The following is a 22,762-nucleotide window of genomic DNA, read 5'->3' as shown; positions in this document are numbered from 1 at the left end:
ATCAGCATTCGTCCTGAATGGAATTGTTTTTCGGCAGCCCGGCCGTAGTGGCTGTCTGCCCGGTGAGCTGTGCGCAATGGGTCCGTCGGCCGCCGTAGTCGGTCAGCGCCTGGTATGAAAAACGATGTGTGGCAGAGGGCTCGACACTTGCGGGCACAGCCATGGCAACCTGGGCGCCCGGCGCCAGCAGCAGATGATCGCCGAGCTGCACACCGTCGATATGCAGCGCTTGCAGAGCGGCGTGATAGGGCGTCGGGTTACTGACCGTCAGCAACAAGACGTGCGACGGGTCATGAGTCAGTGTCCACAGCAGCCGCGCGGGGGTGTCGGCCGGATCACCGTCAAGGCCGGGGGGCCGGTAGAACACGTTGATGCGTTGGCGCACGGCAATGTTCAACTGCCCCACGCCGTCCTGGCGTCGAGGCACCTCAAGCACATACAGATGCAGCAGAGACTCGTGCTCCTGCGGCATGCCCGAGCCCTGATACAGCACGCGCAAGGTCTGCCTGCCGCCCACCGCCAGGCGTGCAAGCGGTGGCGTGACCACGAATGGCAGCGCTTTGCGAAGCTCACCCGGGGTGTCGTCATCGTCCGCGGCGTCGCTGAGCCAGGCCTGCAAAAGCGCCTCGGACTTGCCGCGATTGCGCACTTCGAGCGTGACTTCGCGATACTGCCCGTTGAAAACCAGCCGTGTTCCACTCAGCGAAACAGCGCCGTGCGCCGCCAGGTCGCTTGTCAAAAGCACAGCCGTCAGCAGCGCCTTGCATGAGCCAGCGAAAGCGCTCATCGGCATATCACCCTGATCCGCTCGTAGGCTCGCGACGGGTCTCTGGGCGGTAGCGAGAATGTTGCCTGACAACGTTGATCGGATCAGCGCACCCACAGGCTGCCGGCGTCCTGCTCGCTGAGCACCAGCGCCTGACTGCCGGGATCGACCACTGCCAGCGCCCTGCCCTGCTCATCTTCGACACTGGCGCCCAGCGGCACCTTGCTGCCATCGGTGCGCACCAGTTCGAACTGCACCCGACGGCCCACATTGGCCTTGAAGCGCACCACCGGGATCGCGCCCCTGCGCGGCACGATCTGGGTGATGGCGTTTTCCAGATCGACATCAGCGCCCAGCTGCCGGGTATCCAGGCTGACCCAGTTGGTGCGGTAAGCCTGCGCATAAGGCAGAACCGCATAGCCGTTGCCGGCGGTCTCGACGTTACTGAACGACTTCAAGCGGGCGCCACCGACATCGGGCACCTGAACCAGTGCAAAGGTTTCCCCCAAGGCCTGCCCCAGGTTAACGCCACCGGCATGCGCTACCAGCGAACCAGCGGCGGACAGGCTGAATGCATCGTAATCCTGACCCTGGCTATAACCGGCCTCGAAACGGCCGAATGCCGTGCTGGTGCTGACCTTGCCTGCGCCGAAACTGCCGGAGGTACTGTCACGTCCAGCCTGTACCGAATAGAACGTGTCGCGATCGCCGGGCACCTGGCCGTTAAGACCGGTCTGCGCGTTGTACTCGCCGCGGCTGTCGCGCACCGCGTTGAAAGACAATCGCGACGAGCCGGGGCTGGATCCAAGCGGCAGGGTCACGCTCAGAGCAATACGATTGTCGGTGCTCGCGTCACCGCTTCGCCCGAAATCCTCGTTGCGTTCGACGGACAGGCTGTAATTGAGCGAACGCCAGGCTGCGTTATAGGACAGGTAAAGTTGCCGGGTCTTGCCGGGCAGGTTCCAGTAGCGCTGCTCTGAAGCAGTCAGGCTCAGCGACGCCGACTGGCCGGGCACTATCTGAGTGATGCTGAGTTCGAGTCGATCCCGCGCCAGGCCAGAGGGCAGTACCAGCCGCTGCGGGCCGATATCGCTGACGTGCTGGTTCAAGGTCCGGTATTGCTCGGTCGAATACCGGTAACCGGCCACTGCCAGCGTGGTGTCGGTGACGTCCAGCGTGTTGGCATAACGCACCCGCAGGCTCTGACCACTGCGCGCCTGCTGATCCACCTTGCTGATCGATCGGGTGAGGTCCATCGACACCGCGCCCAGCCCGGTGTTTACTCCCGTACCTATGTTCCAGGCCTGATAATCCTCGGCCAGTTGCAGCCCGGCAAACCCGGTGATCCGTTCGGAAAGCCCGTAGATCAGGGCTGCGCTGGCAAACGCCGGAGAGGCCTGCTGGTCGTCATTGTTGTCGACCTGCCCGCTGGCCAGGCTGTAGCGCAACGAGCCTGCGGGAACCATGATCGGCAGCGACGCGTAAGCCTGAGTGAAGTTTCGCACACGCCCGTCTGCTTCGATGACAGACACCGACAAATCGCCATTCGAGCCACTGGGATAAATATCGGCAATCTCGAAAGGCCCGGGCGACACAGTGCCGCTGTAAAGCAGAAAGCCGTTCTGGCGAACTTCCACGGTCGCATTGGTTTCGGCAATCCCGCGGATGACCGGGGCATAGGCCCGCTCGCTGTCAGACAACATGCCGTCGTCAGAGACCAGCGCCGCGCCCCTGAAGCGGACACTGTCGAAGACCTGCGAATCGGTAAACGTCTCGCCCAGCGTGAGCTGGCTTTTCAGGGCGGTGATGTCGCGCTGTGCGAACGTACGATTGCTGCGATAACGCCAGGGTCTGTCACTGCCACCCACCAGAGAGGACTCGTTGCGCAAACGCCAGGCACCAACGTTCAGCCCGTTTCGCAGCCCAACGTAGTACTGATCCGTTTCCAGGCCCTTGTTACGCCGACGGCTGCCATTGAAGTTGTAATTGATAAAGCCTGCGGTCTCGCCCTGATCCCAAAGCTCCGGCGACACATAACCGCGGGCACCGCGTGACATCACCGCTTGCGGCACACTGATCGTCAGTCGCAACGCACCGGGCTGATAGTCGACGCGGGCAAATTCGACACGCGCAGGCAGGTCGAAACAGGCCTGGGCAGACACCTCACCTGACGGCAGACGACTCAAGTCCAGACCAAAGCTCTGTAGCATCTCGAGCGACAGGCAGGGCTCGATCAGGCCTGACAGCGGATTTTTCAAAAAGCGGATATCCCGCCTGCCGCTCAGCTTGCGATTAACGTAGATATCAACCCGGTAAGTACCGGGCAGTACGCTATTGGAGCGCAGAAACTCCTGAAGGTCAGGCGGCTGATCGCTTCCCTGGATAAAAGCCGTATTGAATCTGCCTGCGCCGCTGCCACCCGAAGAGGCGGCCGACGCGCTGACCGCAACCATCAACGCCAATCCGAAACCGATACCCCGCGCACAGCGTCGGGGGTGAGGGAGCGCGCACTGGGCAATGACTCCCTTGTTAACTTCTTTGCGCCATTCCATAGCGGTCTTCACTCTACTTCGGCTGTCGCGCGCGTCGCGCAATCCTTTTACACAGACGCAGGTCTGCCGGGCGGTCTTGTCGCTGAGGCCCGACGGTTTGAACAGTGAACGCTGACAGTGGATGCGCCAGCTTATCGGGCCGACGCCTTGCCGGCGTTAACCGGTTGTTTATGGGTAAGGGCTGCCTGATAAGGCACTTGTCCGCCGTAGTCATTGAGACTGACGAAACTCAACAGCAACGGCGCACTTGCCGATGTGTGCTGTAACTGAATACGCAGACGCTGATGCGGCGCCAGCATCTGACTGTCCAGACGGGCAAGTTCGGTGTCATGCTGGCGTATGGAAACCCTCAGCATGGAGACATGATAGGGGCCGGGATTTTCGACCTGTACACCGGTGTCATCGACCCACTGCCAGTTCAGTTTTTCCGGAGCCTGCTGTGGATCACCCTGCAAACCATCAGGCCGGAAGAAGACTTTGATGCGCTGACGTACCGCGATCTGCAGTGTGTTTTCAGCTGCGGTCTGGGGAATTTCCTGAACATTGAGCCATAACACCGATTCACGATCGGTGGGCATGTCGGCACCGGAATGAATGATCCGCAATAGCTGCCTGCCACCCCCGGCCATACGCGCAAGTGCGGGTGTGACAATGAACGGCAGGTTCGGCAGACTTTCGTGAGTGCTGACCGCCGCCACAGGCGGTTCAAGCCAGGACTGCAGGAGAATCTCTCCCCCGCCACTGTTGTGAACACCCAGACTGACCTCTTTATCAGTGCCCTGGTAAATGACTCGCGTCGTATTCAATACAATGCCCGCCTGAACGGTGGATGCGCAGAACACCAACGCAACAAGCATCGTGTAGCGAAAAAAATCGGAAAACATGCTGGCGTTCGCCTTGAATTCGGTAGAGGACAGAGCGAGCACTGCCCGCCCCGCCCGACACGATTACTCGTAATCCATCACGAACGGCAGGAAGCCGTCGGCATTACCCGGATTGGTGGGCGTGCCGTTAAGCACATACACCGCGCCAAAATTGATTTCAGCGGTGGCTCCGTTGGCGCCATCCTTGATCAGCGTGGTGTCGACGGTTTCGTCACCACTCAGATCCATCAGCACACTGGACGCATTGAGCAGGCCGATACCGACGCCATCTGCCGCACCGGTGGTGCGCAGGAGTTTCGCATCGTTGTTGTCCAGGCCACTGCCGTTACGGGCAATAAGTCGCATCTTCACCATGTTGTACTGGTCTGCACCGGCACTGCAGTTGACCAGCAGCTGGATGGGGGCAGCCGTCTCGAATCGGCTTTCGCTCGATACACCGATATCGGAGAAGGACACGTTGCCCAGGTCGATATTGATTTCGCCAGGGTTGGTCCCCGCACTGACACCCGTGCCCGGCCCCACATCGCAGGAGATATTGGTCAGTGTTCCGTTAAAGACCATTGTGCCGTTGTTCGCAGCACTGGCGGTACCTGCCATGCCAACGCCCATTACGCCCAGAACTGCCAATGTAAGAGAACGCTTTTTCATGCTAACGACCTTCCTTGTGTTATTTCGTGTGTGCCCGCTATCGGACGGTGAGCACTATAGAGCCAGGTCTATTTCAATGCTGTCAGCCCGGTAACTTTCACCCCGCAGACAACACAACACGACACGCAGGACAGGTCTGTAGGAATAATTATAAGTCGTGCCCGGCACACTGATAAAAACCCTTTTCCATACAGAAGCGCGCCCTTACTCAGGTACAGACTAGCGACGCCTTGACGGTGGCCGAGGTTATGTATCGTTCAAACCTGGCGGGCACTGGACTGCCACTTGAAAACGTGACAGTCCGGACGAAAAAACACAACAGGCAGCTAGTTACTGATAGCTCAACGTAACGACGGCAGCGCGCGCCTGCAGGGCTTCTCCGTCGATAACCACGGCGGCAGGCAATACCAGATACTGCGTCACGAAGGGCATTGCCTGCTCACCACAGACATTGCGTTCGGTGCTCACATGAATAATGACCCCGGGTGCAACTTCCAGCGTTCTCGACTGATTACCGGGCACCGTTATCTCTGTACTGGAAACCCTGCAACTGCTGTTGACGATACTGCCACGCAACGTTATTGCACCGTCCTTTGCCCATGACACAACGGGAGTAGCCAGCCACAGCGTCGACATGATTGCGACCCACAAGTTTTTATCAAGGGACCGTAACTTCCACATCACTTTTCCGTTCGTTTTCTGACGGCTCATGGCGTACTCCATTCATTGACTCATACGATAAGTTAAGTTGATGAGAGAATGACCTGCCAGAAACCTACTTAGGAAAATGTAGGAAAACTCCTAGGACTTAATAAACATCTGGACAACTATCTCTTCAACATAGATATCGTCCAATTCCGACTTTTCTTGACTGCACGCCACACCCGCTGGAGGCTTTCTGACAAACCTGACAGCTGAAAGTCATTCTGTTGACCGGGTTTGCAGGCTATAAGGAAGCTGTAAAAAATATCTCTCCCGTACTGACATTTGGCGTTTTCTTCATATGCGCAGAAAGACCCTGACCGTCACCGCTGTCGTTCTGGTGATCACCTGTGTGGCGATTGCCGGCTGGAAACTGACACGCCCGGCCACGCTTCCCAAAAATGCCGCTGCCGCTGTGCCCGTCAAAGTGATCACGGTCAGTCTTGAAGACGTGCCGCGCTTCGTCACAGGGATCGGATCGGTGCTGTCGCTGCAAAGCGTCGTGATCCGCCCCCAGGTGGATGGGGTGCTGACGCGCGTGCTGGTCAAGGAAGGTCAGCAGGTCAAGGCCGGAGACCTGTTGGCAACGCTGGATGACCGCTCTATCAGGGCTGCGCTGGAACAGGCGCGTGCCCAGTTGGCGCAGAGCAAGGCGCAGCTGGACGTAGCGCAATTGGACCTCAAGCGCTATCGCCAGCTCACCCAGGAAAATGGTATCTCGCGACAGACGTTCGATCAGCAACAGGCACTGGTCAGGCAGCTCGAAGCCACGGCAAAAGGCAACGAAGCGAGCATCAACGCCTCACAGGTGCAACTGTCCTACACTCAGATTCGCTCGCCGGTAACGGGACGGGTCGGCATTCGCAATGTCGATGAAGGCAACTTCCTGCGCGTCAGTGATGCTGCCGGACTGTTTTCAGTGACCCAGATCGACCCGATTGCCGTGGAGTTTTCCCTGCCACAGCAGATGTTGCCGACCCTGCAGGGGCTGATTGCCGAGCGCGACGCTGCGACCGTCAAGGCGTATCAGGGCGACGGCGCGGCCAACGGCCTGCTGCTGGGTGAAGGCACGCTTTCATTGATCGACAATCAGGTGTCGGCAAGCACCGGTACGATCCGCGCCAAGGCTCAATTCAAAAACCCCGGCGAGCAACTCTGGCCAGGGCAACTGGTGACCGTGAAGATCCAGACCGGTATCGAACTCAACTCGCTGAAAGTGCCGCCACAAGTGGTGCAGCGCGGCGTTGACCTGCACTTTGTCTATCGGCTCACTGCCGATAACAAGGTGGAAGTCGTACCCGTCAAAGTGCTCTATCAGGACAGCGAGCAGACGCTGATCAGCGGGCCGCGTGCTGGCGATGTACTGATCAGCGACGGCCAGTCGCGGCTACGCCCGGGAGCAACGGTCGAAGTGATCAGCACGCCTGCTGCGGATGTCGCCAGCGCGCAAGTGGAGCCCGCACGATGAACGGCCGTGGTTCGGTATCGGCGTGGTGCATCGACCATCCAGTGGCCACCTTGTTGTTGACCTTCGCATTGGTACTGCTGGGGGTCATTGCCTTTCCGCGTCTGCCGATCGCGCCGTTGCCGGAAGCGGAATTCCCGACCATCCAGGTCACCGCGCAACTGCCCGGCGCCAGCCCCGAGACCATGGCGTCTTCGGTTGCCACGCCACTGGAAGTGCAGTTCAGTGCGATACCGGGCATGACCCAGATGACTTCCAGCAGCGCACTGGGCTCCACCAACCTTACGCTGCAGTTCACCCTCAACAAAAGCATCGACACTGCGGCCCAGGAAGTCCAGGCCGCCATCAATACCGCCGCCGGACGCCTGCCGGCCGATCTGCCCAATCTGCCAACCTGGCGCAAGGTCAACCCGGCCGACAGCCCGGTGCTGATCCTCAGCGTGAGTTCCAGTCTGATCCCCGGCACCGAATTGAGCGACGTCACCGAAACCATTCTGGCGCGCCAGCTCAGCCAGATCGAAGGGGTGGGCCAGGTATACATCACCGGTCAGCAGCGTCCGGCGATTCGTGTCCAGGCCGCCCCCGAGAAACTCGCCGCGCTGGGGCTGACCCTGGCGGACATTCGCCAGGCGGTGCAACAGACCAGCCTGAACCTGGCCAAGGGTGCCCTGTACGGCAAGGACAGTATTTCGACCCTGTCTTCCAACGACCAGTTGTTCAAGCCGCAGGACTACGCGCAACTGATTGTTTCCTACAAAAACGGCGCGCCCGTCCAGCTCAAGGATGTGGCTCGGGTCGTCGCGGGCTCGGAAAACGCCTACGTCAAGGCGTGGTCCGGCGATCAGCAAGGCGTCAACATCGCCATCTTCCGCCAGCCGGGCGCCAACATTGTCGACACCGTGGACCGTATCCAGCGTGAATTGCCACGCTTGCAGGAAATGCTCCCGGCCAGCGTCGATGTATCGGTACTCAACGACCGGACCCGCACCATCCGTGCCTCGCTGCATGAAGTGGAACTGACCCTGCTGATCGCGGTGCTGCTGGTGGTCGCGGTCATGGCGCTGTTCCTGCGCCAACTGTCAGCCACCCTGATCGTCAGTGCGGTACTCGGGGTCTCGCTGATTGCCAGCTTTGCGATGATGTACCTGTTCGGCTTCAGCCTGAACAACCTGACACTGGTGGCCATCGTGGTCGCGGTCGGTTTCGTGGTGGACGACGCCATCGTGGTGGTCGAGAACATCCACCGTCACCTCGAAGCCGGCCAAGGCATGCGCGAGGCGGCGATAAAGGGCTCCGGAGAAATCGGCTTTACCGTGGTGTCGATCAGTTTCTCGCTGGTGGCGGCGTTCATTCCGCTGCTGTTCATGGGCGGCGTGGTTGGGCGACTGTTCAAGGAATTCGCACTGACCGCAACCGCGACCATTCTTATTTCGGTGGTCGTCTCCCTGACCCTCGCGCCGACCCTGGCCGCCCTGTTCATGCGCGCGCCCACCCATCACCCGCATCAGAAACCGGGGTTTGGTGAACGCCTGCTCGCCTCCTACGAGCGCGGCCTGCGCAAGGCCCTGGCCCATCAACGGCTGATGCTTGGCATATTCGGCCTGACCCTGGCGCTGGCGGTAGTCGGTTACATCCTCATACCCAAAGGCTTCTTTCCGGTCCAGGACACCGCGTTTGCACTCGGGACCACCGAGGCAGCTGCTGACATCTCCTACCCGGACATGGTGGAAAAACACCTGGAGCTGGCAAAGATCGTCGGCGCGGATCCTGCGGTGCTGGCGTTCTCGCATTCGGTTGGTGTTTCAGGCAGCAACCAGACCATCGCCAACGGCCGCTTCTGGATCTCGCTCAAACCACGCTCCGAACGCGATGTGTCGGTCAGTGAATTCATCGACCGCCTGCGCCCCAAACTGGCCAAGGTCCCGGGCATCGTTCTGTATCTGCGCGCCGGGCAGGACATCAACCTCAGCTCCGGCCCGAGCCGCAGTCAGTACCAGTACGTGCTCAAGAGCAACGACGGCGAATTGCTCAACACCTGGACGCAACGGCTGACTGAAAAACTGCGCAGCAACCCTGCATTTCGCGACATGTCCAACGACTTGCAACTGGGCGGCAGCGTCACGCACATCGACATCGACCGCAGTGCTGCCGCGCGATTCGGCCTGACCACGGCCGATGTCGACCAGGCGCTGTACGACGCATTCGGCCAGCGGCAGATCAGCGAGTATCAGACTGAAGTCAACCAGTACAAGGTGATCCTTGAACTGGACGCCCAACAACGCGGCAAGGCCGAAAGCCTGGCGTACTTCTATCTGCGCTCGCCGCTGACCAGCGAAATGGTGCCGCTGTCGGCGCTGGCCAACGTCAGTGCGCCGCGCATGGGACCGTTATCGATCAGCCATGACGGGATGTTCCCCGCGGCGAACCTGTCGTTCAACCTGGCACCCGGGGTCGCCCTGGGCGATGCCGTGAGCATGCTCGATCAGGCCAAGAACGAAATCGGCATGCCCGCCTCGATCATCGGCAGCTTCCAGGGCGCGGCCCAGGCGTTCCAGAGTTCGCTGGCCAACCAGCCCTGGCTGATCCTTGCGGCGCTGGTGGCGGTGTACATCATTCTGGGCGTGCTCTATGAAAGCTTCGTGCATCCGCTGACCATCATCTCCACCCTGCCCTCGGCAGGCATCGGCGCACTGTTGCTGCTGTGGATGATGGGGCAGGACTTCTCGATCATGGCCCTGATCGGCGTGGTGTTGCTGATTGGTATCGTCAAAAAGAACGGTATTCTGCTGGTGGACTTTGCCCTGCAGGCCCAGCGCGAGCAGGGCCTCACGCCGCACGAGGCCATTTATGAGGCCTGCATCACCCGCTTCCGACCGATTATCATGACCACCCTCGCCGCCCTGCTCGGCGCACTGCCGCTGATGCTCGGTTTCGGCGTCGGTGCCGAGTTGCGGCAGCCGCTGGGTATAGCCGTGGTTGGCGGCCTGCTGGTGAGCCAGATGCTCACGTTGTTCACCACGCCGGTCATTTATCTGCAACTGGAGCGGCTGTTTCATCGACGCCAACCGGCGCCCGCCGCACCGACGCTGGCCCTGCAAAAGTGAGAGTTGCCCGATGCGCGTGCTGATTATCGAAGACGAAGAGAAAACCGCCGACTACCTGCGTCGCGGTCTGACCGAACAGGGCTATGCCGTGGACGTGGCGCGCGACGGGATCGAAGGCCTGCACCTGGCGCTGGAGAATGACCATGCGATCGTCATTCTCGACGTGATGCTGCCGGGCCTGGATGGTTTTGGGGTGTTGCGTGCGCTGCGTGCGCGCAAACAGACGCCCGTGATCATGCTGACCGCGCGCGAGCAGGTCGACGACCGTATTCGCGGCCTGCGCGAAGGCGCGGATGATTACCTGGGCAAGCCATTTTCCTTTCTGGAACTGGTCGCCCGCCTGCAGGCCCTGACGCGGCGCAGCGGTGGCCACGAGCCGGTGCAGATCACCATCGCCGACCTGTGGATAGACCTGATCAGCCGCAAGGCGACCCGCGCCGGCCTGCGCCTGGACCTGACCGCCAAGGAGTTTTCGCTGCTCAGTGTGCTGGCCCGACGTCAGGGTGACATCCTTTCCAAGACATCCATCGCCGAGATGGTCTGGGACATCAACTTCGACAGCGATACCAATGTGGTCGAAGTCGCGATCAAGCGCTTGCGGGCCAAGCTCGATGGCCCTCACGAGCACAAGCTGCTGCACACCATTCGCGGCATGGGCTATGTGCTGGAGAACCGCAGTGCGGGTTGATTCGATTGCACTGCGCCTGAGCGGGCTGTTCGCGCTGGTGGCACTGGTGGTGTTCCTGCTGATCGGCTGGGCCTTGTACCTGCAGGTCGACAAAAGCCTCGATTTGCTGCCCCGTGCAGAGGTGGATGCGCGCTACAGCGTGCTGGAATCGGCGGTCAATCGTTTCGGCAACCCGGAACACTGGCGCAAGATCAAGGCCAAGCTCACCTTGCTCAGTGAAGAGGACAAACGCCTGCGCTTCTGGGTGGTGAGTGACAATCCGCTCTATGAGTTCGGCAATCCCGGTGCGGACATTCGTCGTTTTGCACAGGGGCCGCTGGGCATGCACGACCTGAAGCTGGCGGACCATCCGTTTTCGTTCAAAGTGCTGGTCAGCGAGTTTCCCGCCAAGGAACAGCGTCCGGCCCTGCGCTTTCTGACTGCCATAGACACCGAGACGTTCTGGCACACGCAGCACTCGCTGCTGGTCGCCTTGATCAGCCTGGCCACGCTGGGCATTCTGCTCGCGTCGGCGCTGGGCTACTGGGTCGCGCGGATTGGCCTGCGACCGCTGACCAGCCTTTCGCAGGAAGTCCAGAAGCTCGCCCCGCCAAGGCTGTCCGGACGCTTGCAGTTGTCGCCGCTGCCACCGGAACTCGAGCAATTCGTCGCCTCGTTCAACTCCACGCTGGAACGCGTCGAGCAAGCCTACTCGAGGCTGGAGTCGTTCAATGCCGATGTGGCACACGAGCTTCGTTCACCGCTGACCAACCTGATCGGTCAGACTCAGGTGGCGCTGACCCGTGGCCGCTCTGCCGAGCATTATTTCGAGGTGTTGCAGTCGAACCTCGAAGAGCTGGAGCGCCTGCGCTCGATCATCAACGACATGCTGTTTCTGGCCAGCGCCGATCAGGGCACCAAGGTCAAGGCACAGATCTGCACCTCACTGGCTGAAGAAGTCGCGACGACGCTGGATTATCTGGACTTCATTCTGGAAGACGCGCACGTGCAAGTCCGTGTCCAAGGCGACGCCAGCGCACCCATTGAAAAACCCCACTTGCGCCGCGCGCTGATCAATCTGTTGCATAACGCCGTTCAGCACACTGGCGCTGGTGAAGTGATTGAAGTCAACATCGAATCCCGCGATGCCCATGTCACTGTCAGCGTGACCAATCCGGGCGTACAAATCGCTCAGGAACATTTACCCAGACTGTTCGAGCGCTTTTATCGGGTGGATGCCTCACGCAGTAACAGCGGCGCCAATCACGGCCTGGGGCTGGCCATCGTCAAGGCGATTGCCTTGATGCATGGCGGCACCGTGTTCGTGAACAGCGACAAGGGCGCCAATACCTTCGGCATCCAGTTGCCTCGCTGACACCTGAAAATACTGACTACATTGACCGTGTTCACGGTCCTCAGTGTGCGTCTGTTCGCAGCGTTTTAAATACAGTTGCTTTATTCACATTCCCTTCATATGGGGCTATAAGGAGCGTGTTATACACGCGTCAATAAGTTCCCCACCTAACTGATAATTTTATTAACCGATTATCAAGAATCATTCGTCTGCAGGTAGAACAACCGATGATGGTGTTTGCGTTTTCTCGGCAAGCCCGGCTCAAATGGACCCGTCCGGAGCTGATATTGATTTTCGGCAGCTCGGTTTCAATGCTCGCCATTCTGGCGATCGTGGCGTCTCTACTGGCCCAGGAGCGCGACGACGCAGCACAGACAGCAGCACGCGCAGCGTCCAATATCGTGCGTTTGATCGATGCCGACGTCATGCGTAATGCAGAACTTTACGACTCTTCACTGCAAGGCATGATCAGCGCGTGGCAGCGTCCGGACCTTCAGCAACTGTCACCTGAACTGCGCCAACTTGTTCTGTTCGATCGCGCCACTGCCGCCTCTTACAAGGGCGACCTGGTATTACTCGATAACCGCGGCGAAATAGTGGCTGATTCTTTGTCTGTCACCCCTCGACACGACAACTTCGCTGACCGCGCCTATTTCAAGGACCATGCAACAGACCGCTCTTTGACGCTACACGTCAGTGCACCGTACAAGACTCGCTGGGGCTACAAGGACTGGTGCATCAGCTTCAGCCGCCGCCTATCAGGGCCCAACGGCGAGTTCATGGGCATCGTGAGCGCAGAGATGCGTCTGGTGTATTTCAAGCACCTGTTCATGAGCCAGAATCTGGGCCGTGACAGCAGCATCAACCTGATCAATACCTCAGGCATTCTGATCGTTCGCTACCCGGAAATGGAAGGCCAGGAGTTGATCGGCAAGGATTACAGCCACAGCCCCAACTTTCAGCGCATCCTTCAGGAAGGCGATGGCAGCTTTGCCGCGATGTCGACGCAGTTGAATGCTCGTCGGCTGTATACCTTCTCCCGCGTCGGCAACTTGCCGCTGATCGTGGTGATCGGGCAATCCGAAGATGAGGTGTATGCCGTCTGGCGGCGCAATGCCTGGCTGGTCGGCTCCGCGACCAGCATATTGTGTCTGGGCATTTTGTGGCTGACCTGGCTGCTGTGTCGCGAGCTGAGAAGGCGCCACCGTGCCGAAGATGCACTGGCCAGCCTGGCCGCGACAGATGGTCTGACCGGGCTTGATAATCGCCGCCAGCTTGACGAAGCCATGGAAGTCGAATGGGCGCGAGCGCAACGCTCTGGCAAGCAGCTGTCATTGCTGATGATCGATGTAGATCATTTCAAGGCATTCAATGAGCGTCATGGCCATCAGGGCGGGGACGAGGCGCTGCGTCTGATTGCGCAGACCATCTCATACTGCATCCGTCGTCCGGGCGACCGCGTGGCACGCTATGGCGGCGAAGAGTTCGTAGTTGTGTTGCCGGAAACAGACTTGCCGGGTGCCATGCTGATCGCGGAAAAAATCCGCAAGGCTGCGGAGGCACTTCCGCTGTTCATGAATGCCGAGTATCCCATCACGGTCAGTATCGGGGTCGCTTCGGAGGTCGTCCGTCAGGGAGACAAGCTGGAAGCATTTTTCGGGGTGGCCGACAAGGCGCTGTATCAGGCCAAGGACAATGGGCGCAACCGGGTCGAGTACCGCAGTTCGGTTGCCAGAAAGGTGACAGACCCGGTCTGACCAGCTGCGTTCGGGCATAAAAAAACGCCAGACTGGCTGGCGTTTTTTCGGTTACCGCTGACGCATCGGATTACGATGCGGCGTGGGCTGCACGTGCTGCGTCACGCAGTGCTTTTACTTTGTCGTGGTTGGCCAGAACGCCAGCCTGCTGCTTTTCAATCAGCGCGATAACGTTAGGCGAAACGTTCTTGGCACGGGCTTTTTCCAGCGCTTCGCGGTAAGCCTTCTTGGCAACGTCTTCGCCTTTTTCAACTTCTTCCAGTACGGCCTTGTCGTCGTCGGAAGTAACCATCGACTTCAGGTTGACCCAGGCGCGGTGCAGTGCGCCAGATACGCTGGAAGAATCTTCAGGCTTGCCACCCAGTGCGGTCACTTCAGCTTGCAGTTCGCGAACGGCTGCAGCGACTTCGGTAGAGCGGTTTGCGAGGAACGATTTCACCTCGGCGCTTTTTGCGTGTTCTGCGCTGGTGCGGAAACCTTCTTCACCGTCTTTGCTGGTTTCGATCAGGTCATTCAGGATAGAGATCGTTTCTTTGTTGATATCAGTCATTTGATAATTTCCTAATGGCAGGTTGATACGAAAGTGTTCGATGTATAGGTAATTGCAGACACCGTGCCAGTTTTTGATACGAAAATAACTATTTAAAATCAATGACTTACGAAATTTTCACAATTACCCGTTCGTGACTTCTGCATGATCTGTCGTTTGGCCTGCATGCAGAATGCACGTATCGTACTGGCTGAAAGAGAAATACAGGCGTATCGCGGATGAATCCGGAAAAACTCAAGCTGCTGGTGACACAGGAAATGCCGTTCGGCAAATACAAGGGTCGGTTGATCGCTGATTTACCGGGGCATTATCTGAACTGGTTCGCCCGGGAAGGCTTTCCCAAAGGAGAGTTGGGAGGTCTGTTGGCGCTGATGCAGGAAATCGATCACAACGGCCTTGGCGCGCTATTGGACCCGTTGCGCACGCGTCCACGCCAGTCGTTCAAGGACAAGGGATAAACAAAGAGACGGTCCGGGGAAAAAAAACGGTGCTCCGGACCAGGGAGCACCGAAAAGCCATACAACCAACAACAACTTCCTTGTCGGAATCAGCAGCAAGGGCTGACTCCGAAATCCTGAAAATCAGTCAAACAGTGCCATTGCCTGCGCAGTCGCTTCCTGGATACGTCCCCAGTCGCCATTCTTGACCCATGCGTTATCGATCATCCAGGTGCCGCCCACGCACATGACGTTGGGCAGGGCCATGTAGCTCTTGAGGTTATGTTCGTTGACACCGCCTGTGGGGCAGAAACGCACCTCGTTGAACGGCCCGCCCAAGGCCTTGATCGCTGCCACGCCACCACTGATCTCAGCCGGGAACAGCTTGAAGCGGCGATAGCCCATGGCATAGCCGATCATGATTTCCGAGGCGCTGCTGACGCCCGGCAGCAGCGGCAAAGGGCTGTCGACCGCGGCTTGCAGCAGGTCTTGCGTGCTGCCGGGAGTGACGATGAACTGCGAACCGGCCGCTTCAGCGTCAGCCAGCATCTTGCGGTCCAGGATGGTCCCGGCGCCCACACACAGCTCGGGGCGCTGTTCACGCAGGATACGAATGGCGCTCAGACCGAACGCCGAGCGGAGGGTCACCTCCAGTGCAGTCATGCCGCCAGCGGCCAGTGCATCGGCCAGCGGCAGTACGTCCTGGTCACGGGCGATGGTAATCACCGGCAGAATCTTCGCCTTGGCGCAGAGTTCGTCGATCTGGGCAATCTTGTTCGCCATGCTGGTCAGCGACTGATTATTTTCATTCTGTGTCATGGCGACGGTTCCTTTGTTTGTGGGGCTTATCGGGGCTTATGGGCACCAGTAAATCTCGAGAGACGGGTTGAGAAAGGCACGCACCGGCATCTCGGCGAGGTCGTCGCCTGCCAGCGCGGTGCGCAGAGTGTCGAGTTTGGCCTGACCGGACACCGACAGAATCGGTGAACGCGCCGACGCCAGCAGGCGGCGGGTCAGGGTCAGGCGCTGGTGCGGCACGCTCGGTGCGAGCATGGGCAGGCAGCGGCGCTCACCTTGCAGGTCAAGGGCTTCGCTCAGATTCGGGCTGTTGGGGAACAGCGACGCGGTATGCCCATCGTCGCCCATGCCCAGAATCAGTACATCAATGGGTGGCAGCTCGGCCAGTGCCTGATCGGCAGCCTGAGCGGCTTCCTCGACACTGCTCGCCACGCTGTACAGGCCGAGAAACTTCGCCTTCGCCACAGGCCCCTGCAACAAGTGGCGGTGCAACAGGCCGGCATTGCTGTCGGCATGTTCGGTCGGCACGAAGCGCTCGTCCGCCAGACTGATGACGACCTTCGACCACTCCAGCGGCTGTGCCGCCAGACGCTGGAAGAAGGCGACCGGGCTGCGTCCACCGGACACCACCAGCGTCGCCAGACCGTTCTCGCTGATCGCCTGCTTGAGGCGTTCGGCGACAGTTTCAGCCAGTGCATCGGCCAGTTGCTGCGCTGTGTCGAAATCGTGTGCTACCAGCCCTGCTGGCAGCTTGAGGTCACATGTCGCCATACCAGGATCTCCCGTCGCGAGTAATCAGGGCAATGGAGCTCATCGGCCCCCAGGTTCCGGCCGGGTAAGGCTTGGGCGCATCGCCCGCCTTCTTCCAGCCAGCGATCAACTGATCACACCATTGCCAGGCGTACTCGATCTCATCTTTGCGGACAAACAGGTTCTGATTGCCACGCATGACTTCCAGCAACAACCGCTCATAAGCGTCGGGGACACGAGCGCTGCGGTAGGTGTCGGAAAAATTCAGTTGCAAGGGACCGCTGCGCAGCTGCATGCCCTTGTCCAGGCCCTGATCCTTGGTCATCACCTGCAAGGAAATGCCTTCGTCAGGCTGCAGGCGGATGATCAGGCGATTGCTGATCTGCAAACGCTGTTCAGGCGCGAAGATGTAGTGCGGCGGTTCTTTGAAATGGATCACGATCTGCGACAGCTTCTGCGGCATGCGTTTGCCGGTGCGCAGATAGAACGGCGTACCCGACCAGCGCCAGTTGCGGATATCGGCACGCAACGCGACGAAGGTTTCGGTATCGCTCTGGGTATTGGAGTTTTCTTCCTCCAGATAGCCAGGCACCGCCTTGCCTTCGCTATAGCCGGAGGTGTACTGGCCGCGCACCACCTGGGTGGCCAGACGCTCAGGGGTAAACGGGGCCAGTGCCTTGAGCACCTTGACCTTCTCGTCCCGGATACTGTCGGCGGACAGGTCGCTTGGCGGGTCCATGGCAATCAGGCAGAGCAGCTGCAGCAGGTGGTTCTGGATCATGTCACGCAGCTGGCCAGCCTGATCGAAGTAGCCCCAACGGCCCTCGATGCCGACCTTCTCGGCCACCGTGATCTCCACGTGCGAAATATGGTTCTGGTTCCACTGGGTTTCGAACAGGCTGTTGGCGAAGCGCAGAGCGATGAGGTTCTGTACCGTGTCCTTGCCCAGATAGTGGTCGATACGATAAACGCGGTTTTCCGGGAAAAACTGCGCAACAGCGTCATTGACCCGGCGCGAAGAGGCCAGGTCGTGACCGATGGGTTTTTCCAGCACGGCACGCGTGCGCTCAGCGAGGTTGACCGACGCAAGGTTCTCGCAGATGGCACCGTAGACCGAGGCAGGTGTGGCGAAATAGGCGATCAGGGTTTCGGCATTGCCGACGCGCTCGGCGAGTGCGACGTAATCCTCGGCCTTGAGGAAGTCGACATGCAGGTAGCTGAGGCGCGCCAGAAAGCGGCCCAGGTTGTCCGGCTCCAGTTCCGTCTCGGGAATGAAGCGACGCATGGATTTTTCGATGTACGCCAGATGCGACTCTTCGTCACCCGGTTCACGCGCCAGGGCAAGAATTTTTGTGTCTTCATGCAGCAGTCCAGCGCGATCAAGCTGATAAAGAGCCGGGAACAGCTTGCGTACCGCCAGGTCCCCCAAGGCACCAAACAGGGCAAATGTGCACGGTTCAACCGTAATCAAGGGCATAATGTTGGTTCTTTTATCAAGTTAGGCTACAAATACCTTTTTTAAAGGCGTTACTCAAGGCCATATGTAGTAATAACCACAACATTCTGCCTGAAAGCATATTCCAGTGGTGATCAACACAGGCCCTCAGTACGATAGGCCACCTTTGCTACAGGCTAAAGGGCTAATAAAAGCCCAAGGCAAAACCGTTGGTAAATCAGCCCCGACAAGGACTTTGAATGGACCGCGTAAGAAACCTCCTGGAGCAAATCCAGGGCCGACTCGACGAGCTGAACAAGGCCGAACGCAAAGTGGCCGAGGTCATCCTGCTCAATCCGCAGATGGCAACGCGGCTGAGCATTGCAGCGCTTGCCCAGGCCGCCAAGGTCAGCGAACCGACGGTCAATCGCTTCTGCCGTTCGTTCAGTGTCAGCGGCTATCCGGAATTGAAGCTGCAACTGGCCCAGAGCCTGGCCAGCGGCGCGGCTTATGTCAGCCGTGCGGTGGAAGCGGATGATAATCCGGAGGCCTATACCCAGAAGATTTTCGGCAGTGCCATCGCGTCACTGGACAGCGCCTGCCAGCAGTTGGACCCGGCCTTGATCAGCAAGTCTGTGGACATGCTCATCCAGGCGCGGCAGATCCATTTTTTCGGGCTGGGTGCCTCGGCGCCGGTGGCCCTGGATGCGCAGCATAAATTCTTCCGCTTCAATCTGGCGGTGACGGCGCATGCCGATGTGCTGATGCAGCGGATGATTGCGTCAGTGGCGCATACCGGCGAGTTGTTCGTGATCATTTCGTATACGGGCCGTACTCGTGAGTTGGTGGAAGTGGCGCGTATCGCGCGGGCCAATGGCGCGTCGGTGCTGGGGCTGACGGCAGCCGGCTCGCCGCTGGCTCAGGCCAGTACGGTGAGTCTGAATATTCCTCTGCCGGAAGACACGGATATTTATATGCCGATGACGTCGCGGATCATTCAGTTGACTGTGCTCGATGTGCTGGCCACGGGTATGACGTTGCGTCGCGGTGTCGACTTTCAGCCGCATTTGCGCAAGATCAAGGAAAGCCTGAATGACAGCCGTTATCCGATCGAGGATCAGGGCTGACTGGGTGTCGTTGACTATCGTTCCAACGCTCCGCGTAGGAATGCCTTTCGTGACGCTCTGCGTCACACAGCGGTTCTGTGATCCTCAGGTGGATCCTTGCTGAGCGCGAGTGAAGACGACGCAACTCACCCTGCCAGGCTGGCTTGCAGTTTGAGCTGCACCTGCTCTCCGGGCCGCAGGCTGAAGGTGTCGCCGGAGCCTGAGGCGGCTTCGACACGGACGAAGCCTGTGGTTTCGCTGCCGCATACGCCGAGAAGCGGTCTGCTGCCGGGGTGCCAGACGACGGTGTTGGTGCTGTCGCCGGTGTCGATGTTAAGCCTGCGCTGCCAGATCGGGTCCTGGAGCTGTAGGGCGCCGGCGTGTTCGAATACGCGCTGGCAGGCGCCTGCCACGCGCAGTTCGCCGTGTTGCTGACACGCCTGTCGGCTGAGTTCGTCATAGCCCTGTGCACCGTCGAGCCCCTCCAGCGCGACTTCAGCCACATCACCGATCCGCCAGTACGCGTGCAGCGCATGGCTGAAGTGACACGGCTCGCTGTCCTCGTGACGCGTGCTCAGACGCAGTTCCATGCCCTGCCCCAGTTCAGCATGCAGATCGACCTGCCAGTCCCACAGTTGCAAGCGCCAGTGCAGGCTCACGCCTTCTTCGCACTCACTGCTGTCGATCAGCTTCCAGTCCAGCAAACGCCCCCAGCCGTGCGCCGGCCAGCCGCTCTCGCCGGGATGCCGGCCATACCAAGGCCAGCAGACTGGCACGCCTCCACGAATGGCGCCCACCTGTGGCCACTGCGCAGCACACCAGAGCCAGGGTTTCTGGCCCTGCGGCTGAAAATGCAGCAGTTGCGCGCCCTGACGACTGAACACGGCCTGACATTGCGGGTGGTCGATGACCAACACATCGCGCAGTTGATGGCGCTCCCACTCGAAAGTCGGTCTGGCACGTCGGGATCGGAAGAAGCGCTGCAATGGATGTTCAGGCAGTTGCGCGTCGTGAGTGGTCATCGCCAATCGCGTCCCTGAAAAATAAAAGGATCAAGCCAAAAAAAACGGGCAGCCAGGCTGCCCGCAAAGCACACACGACCCTTGATCGCGTTACGCGTCAGTCAATAATCAGAACTTCGACTGGATCTTGATGCCCGCTACCAGCGCATCATCAACCTGGTCTACGCCACCAGGATGCTTGATGTACTGCAGGTTGGGACGCACGGTCAGCCAGTTGGTGACATGGAAGCCGTAGTAGATTTCAGAGTTGTACTCAGTGCTCTGGACCGGCAGGTAGCCAGGGTTGTCATAGTCATTGATACCGCTGATCTGGTTGGCCAGACGCACGCGATCCTGCACATCGTCGTTGACGTGGATACGGGCAATACCGATACCGATGTCATCTTTCGGACGCGAGTTGAACGGACCTTTGTACGTGAAACCGATCTGCTGGTAGTTGTCGACGAAGTTGGTCGCCTTGTCATGCACGGTGGCGTTGGCAAAAATGCTGAGGCCGCGCGAAGCATCGCCGTCATGCGTGGTCAGTTGTTGCTGAGCCACGACCCACCAGCCATGCTTGCTGCTGTGCGACTTGAACGCTGCGCCAGTCAGCGCTTGCGGCTGACCATTCACGTCTTCATAGACGTCGTTGGCGTTTGGCGTGCTCTTGTAGTAACCGACACGGTACTCACCGGGCAACGAGTTGAAGGATGGAGTCCAGACCAGTTCGACCGGCAGAATCATGCCTTCGGTGCCACTGCCACTGAGCTTGAAGCCGTTGCCTGTTTCCAGGTTGGACGGGTTCTGCTCGTACACACCCACCTGGGCATAGACTTCAGGCGTGATGTTGTACTTGATGCGCAACGCCCACTGGCTGATTGGCCAGTTGTACCAGGTGCTTACGTAGTTACCGACCTGCGAGCCGCAGAATGACAGGTTCTGGAAGTCGCACGGGAAGCTGTTGAAGTCTTCGCCCGGACCGAAACGGCCGGCCTTGACGTCCAGCGCGCCGTCGAAGTACTTCTGCTTGATCCACATCTGCGTCAGACGCCAAGTCTGACCACGGCCCCAGACTTCCTGGGAGGAACTGAGTGTACCGGCGCGAGGATCGCCGATACGGTCATTGGAGATGTTGCGACCGCTACGTTCGGTGATTGCCAGCTTGAACTCTGCGTCCTGCCAGCCGAGAACTTTCTGCAAATCGACTTTCATGCCCAGCGCGAACTGGTCGCTGTAACGACCGGTGGTGTCGTCGTTGTAGCCGCCCTTCAGGTTGCTGGCCATCTCGGAAACGTATTCCAGCGAGAAGTCATAACCCTTGTCCAGCAACTCGGTGCGCTTGCCACCCCAGTCACCCGTCATCCAGGGTGAATCTGCGGCAAACGGCTCGGCGGCGTGAACGCTGCCTGCCAGACCCATCGCACCCAACGCCGACAGCTTGCATACCAACTGGAGCCGGGAAAGCGATTTACCTTTGTTGATCTTCTTCATCCCATCAATCCTCGTTTTATTGTTATTAGCTTTGGTAGACGTGTTACTTCATTCACTGCCCTGTGTTCGCTGGTCGGCCGTGCGTTTTGGCAGCAGACGGCCAGCCAGCGATGCTCGTTGCTGAATCAATTTATCACTTGCGGCTCGACCGGTGACACATTGTTTTCAGGTTCAGCCGCCAGTCGCGCTCCCAGCACCCCGAGACGCTCGCCGCTCTGGGCATCGAAAATCAGCACCCTGGCAGGATCGAATTGCAGGGTAAGGCTCTCGCCCACCTGCGGTGCGACATCCGGGGCGAGGCGACAGCAAACCTTGCTCTGATTGAGCGTGACGAACACCAGCGTATCCGGACCGGTCGGCTCGGTCACCTGGACCTCGGCACGAATGGTCGGCAGCCCGGTAGATTCAGCGCCGGCCAGCATAATCTGTTCGGGGCGAATACCAAGAATGATTTCTCGATCTTCAAGGCCTGCATCGGACACGCCCACCGGCAGCTCGCAACGGGCCTGACCACTGTCGAGCGCAGCGATCAACTGGCCATCCTTGCGTTGCAGGCGCAGCGGGATAAAGTTCATCGGCGGCGAACCGATGAAACTGGCGACGAACAGGTTGGCCGGATCGGTGTAGATCTGCTTGGGCGTGCCGAACTGCTGGACGATACCGTCCTTCATCACCGCCACCTTGTCACCCAGCGTCATGGCCTCGATCTGATCGTGGGTCACATAAACGGTGGTGGTTTTGAGGCGTTGATGCATCAACTTCATTTCGGTGCGCATCTCGACGCGCAACTTGGCGTCGAGGTTGGAGAGTGGCTCGTCGAACAGGTAGATCTTCGGTCGACGCGCCAGGGCACGGCCCATCGCGACACGCTGCTGCTGGCCACCGGACATCTGGCCCGGCTTGCGATTGAGCAAGTGCTCGATCTGCAACAGCTTGGCAACGCGCGCCACTTCAGCGTCGATGTCGGCTTGCGGCATCTTGCGGATCTTCAGCCCGAACGCGATGTTTTCACGCACGCTCATGGTCGGATACAGGGCGTAGGACTGAAAGACCATGGCAATGTCGCGGTCCTTGGGGCTGGTGCCGCTGACGTCCTGGCCGTCGATCAGGATCTCACCGCCACTGATGCTTTCCAGACCGGCAATGCAGTTCATCAGCGTGGATTTACCGCAGCCCGATGGGCCGACCAGAATCAGGAACTCGCCATCCTTGATCGACAGGTCGATGTTCTTGAGTGTGTCCGGCAGATTGCTGCCGTAGGTCTTGTTGACGTTGCGTAATTCGAGAGTCGCCAT

General features: G+C 59.3%; 18 protein-coding genes and 1 pseudogene. 7 read left to right on the top strand and 12 right to left on the bottom strand.

The window, feature by feature from the left end:
* Position 1: 1 nt before the first annotated feature.
* From BLR16_RS10555 to BLR16_RS10535, 5 genes and pseudogenes are all read right to left on the bottom strand, one after another.
* Positions 2 to 787: a fimbrial biogenesis chaperone gene (locus tag BLR16_RS10555; RefSeq protein ID WP_060708969.1), complete on the bottom strand. Its 786-nt coding sequence runs from the start codon at positions 785 to 787 to the stop codon at positions 2 to 4.
* Positions 784 to 3,318 (bottom strand): annotated as a pseudogene (locus BLR16_RS10550) (fimbria/pilus outer membrane usher protein). Before BLR16_RS10550 ends, BLR16_RS10555 begins: the two are co-directional and overlap by 4 nt.
* A gap of 131 nt (positions 3,319 to 3,449) precedes the next feature.
* Positions 3,450 to 4,202, bottom strand: a complete 753-nt coding sequence (locus BLR16_RS10545) for a fimbrial biogenesis chaperone (RefSeq protein WP_003433576.1) — start codon at positions 4,200 to 4,202, stop codon at positions 3,450 to 3,452.
* A 63-nt stretch (positions 4,203 to 4,265) separates the two neighbouring features.
* A complete protein-coding gene (locus BLR16_RS10540; RefSeq protein WP_003365284.1) occupies positions 4,266 to 4,850 on the bottom strand; it encodes a fimbrial protein in 585 nt (194 codons plus the stop codon).
* Positions 4,851 to 5,180: 330 nt separating this feature from the next.
* Positions 5,181 to 5,561, bottom strand: a complete 381-nt coding sequence (locus BLR16_RS10535; RefSeq protein ID WP_074805936.1) for a hypothetical protein — start codon at positions 5,559 to 5,561, stop codon at positions 5,181 to 5,183.
* Between the two features lie 292 nt (positions 5,562 to 5,853).
* On the opposite strand from BLR16_RS10535, the gene BLR16_RS10530 reads away from it, so the two are divergent.
* The 5 genes from BLR16_RS10530 (at position 5,854) to BLR16_RS10510 (ending at position 13,899) form a co-directional block, all read left to right on the top strand.
* Positions 5,854 to 7,020, top strand: coding sequence for an efflux RND transporter periplasmic adaptor subunit (locus BLR16_RS10530; protein WP_074805706.1), 1,167 nt, complete (start codon positions 5,854 to 5,856; stop codon positions 7,018 to 7,020).
* Positions 7,017 to 10,121, top strand: a complete 3,105-nt coding sequence (locus tag BLR16_RS10525; RefSeq protein WP_074805709.1) for a multidrug efflux RND transporter permease subunit — start codon at positions 7,017 to 7,019, stop codon at positions 10,119 to 10,121. The genes BLR16_RS10530 and BLR16_RS10525 overlap by 4 nt, the downstream gene beginning before the upstream one ends.
* A 10-nt stretch (positions 10,122 to 10,131) precedes the next feature.
* Positions 10,132 to 10,809, top strand: a complete 678-nt coding sequence (locus BLR16_RS10520; protein WP_003314062.1) for a heavy metal response regulator transcription factor — start codon at positions 10,132 to 10,134, stop codon at positions 10,807 to 10,809.
* Positions 10,799 to 12,163 carry a heavy metal sensor histidine kinase gene (locus tag BLR16_RS10515; RefSeq protein WP_092194235.1) on the top strand — a complete coding sequence of 455 codons (1,365 nt, stop codon included), beginning with the start codon at positions 10,799 to 10,801 and terminating at the stop codon, positions 12,161 to 12,163. The genes BLR16_RS10520 and BLR16_RS10515 overlap by 11 nt, the downstream gene beginning before the upstream one ends.
* Before the next feature lie 206 nt (positions 12,164 to 12,369).
* Complete coding sequence (locus BLR16_RS10510; RefSeq protein ID WP_003365292.1) at positions 12,370 to 13,899, top strand: sensor domain-containing diguanylate cyclase; 1,530 nt, start codon at positions 12,370 to 12,372, stop codon at positions 13,897 to 13,899.
* 70 nt (positions 13,900 to 13,969) lie between these two features.
* On the opposite strand, the gene BLR16_RS10505 is transcribed toward BLR16_RS10510, so the two are convergent.
* A complete protein-coding gene (locus BLR16_RS10505) occupies positions 13,970 to 14,449 on the bottom strand; it encodes a PA2169 family four-helix-bundle protein (protein ID WP_074805714.1) in 480 nt (159 codons plus the stop codon).
* A 218-nt stretch (positions 14,450 to 14,667) separates the two neighbouring features.
* On the opposite strand from BLR16_RS10505, the gene BLR16_RS10500 reads away from it, so the two are divergent.
* Positions 14,668 to 14,907: a DUF3820 family protein gene (locus tag BLR16_RS10500; RefSeq protein WP_003341842.1), complete on the top strand. Its 240-nt coding sequence runs from the start codon at positions 14,668 to 14,670 to the stop codon at positions 14,905 to 14,907.
* Between the two features lie 123 nt (positions 14,908 to 15,030).
* Here BLR16_RS10500 and BLR16_RS10495 read toward each other — a convergent pair whose 3' ends face one another.
* The 3 genes from BLR16_RS10495 to zwf are packed head-to-tail and all read right to left on the bottom strand — an operon-like array spanning position 15,031 to position 17,911.
* The gene (locus tag BLR16_RS10495; RefSeq protein WP_003433587.1) at positions 15,031 to 15,705 is read right to left on the bottom strand and encodes a bifunctional 4-hydroxy-2-oxoglutarate aldolase/2-dehydro-3-deoxy-phosphogluconate aldolase; all 675 of its coding nucleotides are present in this window, start codon (positions 15,703 to 15,705) and stop codon (positions 15,031 to 15,033) included.
* Between the two features lie 36 nt (positions 15,706 to 15,741).
* Complete coding sequence (gene pgl / locus BLR16_RS10490; protein ID WP_003365295.1) at positions 15,742 to 16,455, bottom strand: 6-phosphogluconolactonase; 714 nt, start codon at positions 16,453 to 16,455, stop codon at positions 15,742 to 15,744.
* A complete protein-coding gene (gene zwf / locus BLR16_RS10485) occupies positions 16,442 to 17,911 on the bottom strand; it encodes a glucose-6-phosphate dehydrogenase (protein ID WP_003408964.1) in 1,470 nt (489 codons plus the stop codon). The genes pgl and zwf overlap by 14 nt, the downstream gene beginning before the upstream one ends.
* Before the next feature lie 218 nt (positions 17,912 to 18,129).
* Between zwf and BLR16_RS10480 the strand changes: the two genes are divergently transcribed.
* Positions 18,130 to 18,996, top strand: coding sequence for a MurR/RpiR family transcriptional regulator (locus BLR16_RS10480; RefSeq protein WP_002552324.1), 867 nt, complete (start codon positions 18,130 to 18,132; stop codon positions 18,994 to 18,996).
* 125 nt (positions 18,997 to 19,121) lie between these two features.
* Here the strand turns inward: BLR16_RS10480 and BLR16_RS10475 are convergent, their stop codons facing one another.
* The 3 genes from BLR16_RS10475 to BLR16_RS10465 form a co-directional block, all read right to left on the bottom strand.
* Positions 19,122 to 19,997 (bottom strand): D-hexose-6-phosphate mutarotase, encoded by an 876-nt coding sequence (locus BLR16_RS10475; RefSeq protein ID WP_003433591.1) that lies wholly within the window; start codon positions 19,995 to 19,997, stop codon positions 19,122 to 19,124.
* 108 nt (positions 19,998 to 20,105) lie between these two features.
* Positions 20,106 to 21,467 (bottom strand): carbohydrate porin, encoded by a 1,362-nt coding sequence (locus tag BLR16_RS10470; RefSeq protein ID WP_003408960.1) that lies wholly within the window; start codon positions 21,465 to 21,467, stop codon positions 20,106 to 20,108.
* A gap of 125 nt (positions 21,468 to 21,592) precedes the next feature.
* Positions 21,593 to 22,762, bottom strand: a complete 1,170-nt coding sequence (locus tag BLR16_RS10465; protein WP_074805720.1) for an ABC transporter ATP-binding protein — start codon at positions 22,760 to 22,762, stop codon at positions 21,593 to 21,595.

Origin of the sequence: Pseudomonas sp. BS3767, from assembly GCF_900099665.1 — a bacterium.
GTDB classification, from domain to species: Bacteria; Pseudomonadota; Gammaproteobacteria; order Pseudomonadales; family Pseudomonadaceae; genus Aquipseudomonas; species Aquipseudomonas cerasi.
Note: the sequence above shows the minus strand (reverse complement) of the source record. Positions and strands in the feature narration are given on the sequence as shown.

Bases quoted from the DNA above. Each gene is read 5' to 3' on its own strand.
- BLR16_RS10555 (WP_060708969.1), bottom strand. From the start codon at position 787: ATGAGCGCTTTCGCTGGCTCATGCAAGGCGCTGCTGACGGCTGTGCTT.
- BLR16_RS10525 (WP_074805709.1), top strand. From the start codon at position 7,017: ATGAACGGCCGTGGTTCGGTATCGGCGTGGTGCATCGACCATCCAGTG.
- BLR16_RS10495 (WP_003433587.1), bottom strand. From the start codon at position 15,705: ATGACACAGAATGAAAATAATCAGTCGCTGACCAGCATGGCGAACAAG.
- BLR16_RS10535 (WP_074805936.1), bottom strand. From the start codon at position 5,561: ATGAGCCGTCAGAAAACGAACGGAAAAGTGATGTGGAAGTTACGGTCC.
- BLR16_RS10540 (WP_003365284.1), bottom strand. From the start codon at position 4,850: ATGAAAAAGCGTTCTCTTACATTGGCAGTTCTGGGCGTAATGGGCGTT.
- BLR16_RS10510 (WP_003365292.1), top strand. From the start codon at position 12,370: ATGATGGTGTTTGCGTTTTCTCGGCAAGCCCGGCTCAAATGGACCCGT.
- BLR16_RS10480 (WP_002552324.1), top strand. From the start codon at position 18,130: ATGGACCGCGTAAGAAACCTCCTGGAGCAAATCCAGGGCCGACTCGAC.
- BLR16_RS10470 (WP_003408960.1), bottom strand. From the start codon at position 21,467: ATGAAGAAGATCAACAAAGGTAAATCGCTTTCCCGGCTCCAGTTGGTA.
- BLR16_RS10520 (WP_003314062.1), top strand. From the start codon at position 10,132: ATGCGCGTGCTGATTATCGAAGACGAAGAGAAAACCGCCGACTACCTG.
- BLR16_RS10500 (WP_003341842.1), top strand. From the start codon at position 14,668: ATGAATCCGGAAAAACTCAAGCTGCTGGTGACACAGGAAATGCCGTTC.
- BLR16_RS10545 (WP_003433576.1), bottom strand. From the start codon at position 4,202: ATGTTTTCCGATTTTTTTCGCTACACGATGCTTGTTGCGTTGGTGTTC.
- BLR16_RS10475 (WP_003433591.1), bottom strand. From the start codon at position 19,997: ATGACCACTCACGACGCGCAACTGCCTGAACATCCATTGCAGCGCTTC.
- zwf (WP_003408964.1), bottom strand. From the start codon at position 17,911: ATGCCCTTGATTACGGTTGAACCGTGCACATTTGCCCTGTTTGGTGCC.
- pgl (WP_003365295.1), bottom strand. From the start codon at position 16,455: ATGGCGACATGTGACCTCAAGCTGCCAGCAGGGCTGGTAGCACACGAT.
- BLR16_RS10530 (WP_074805706.1), top strand. From the start codon at position 5,854: ATGCGCAGAAAGACCCTGACCGTCACCGCTGTCGTTCTGGTGATCACC.
- BLR16_RS10505 (WP_074805714.1), bottom strand. From the start codon at position 14,449: ATGACTGATATCAACAAAGAAACGATCTCTATCCTGAATGACCTGATC.
- BLR16_RS10465 (WP_074805720.1), bottom strand. From the start codon at position 22,762: ATGGCGACTCTCGAATTACGCAACGTCAACAAGACCTACGGCAGCAAT.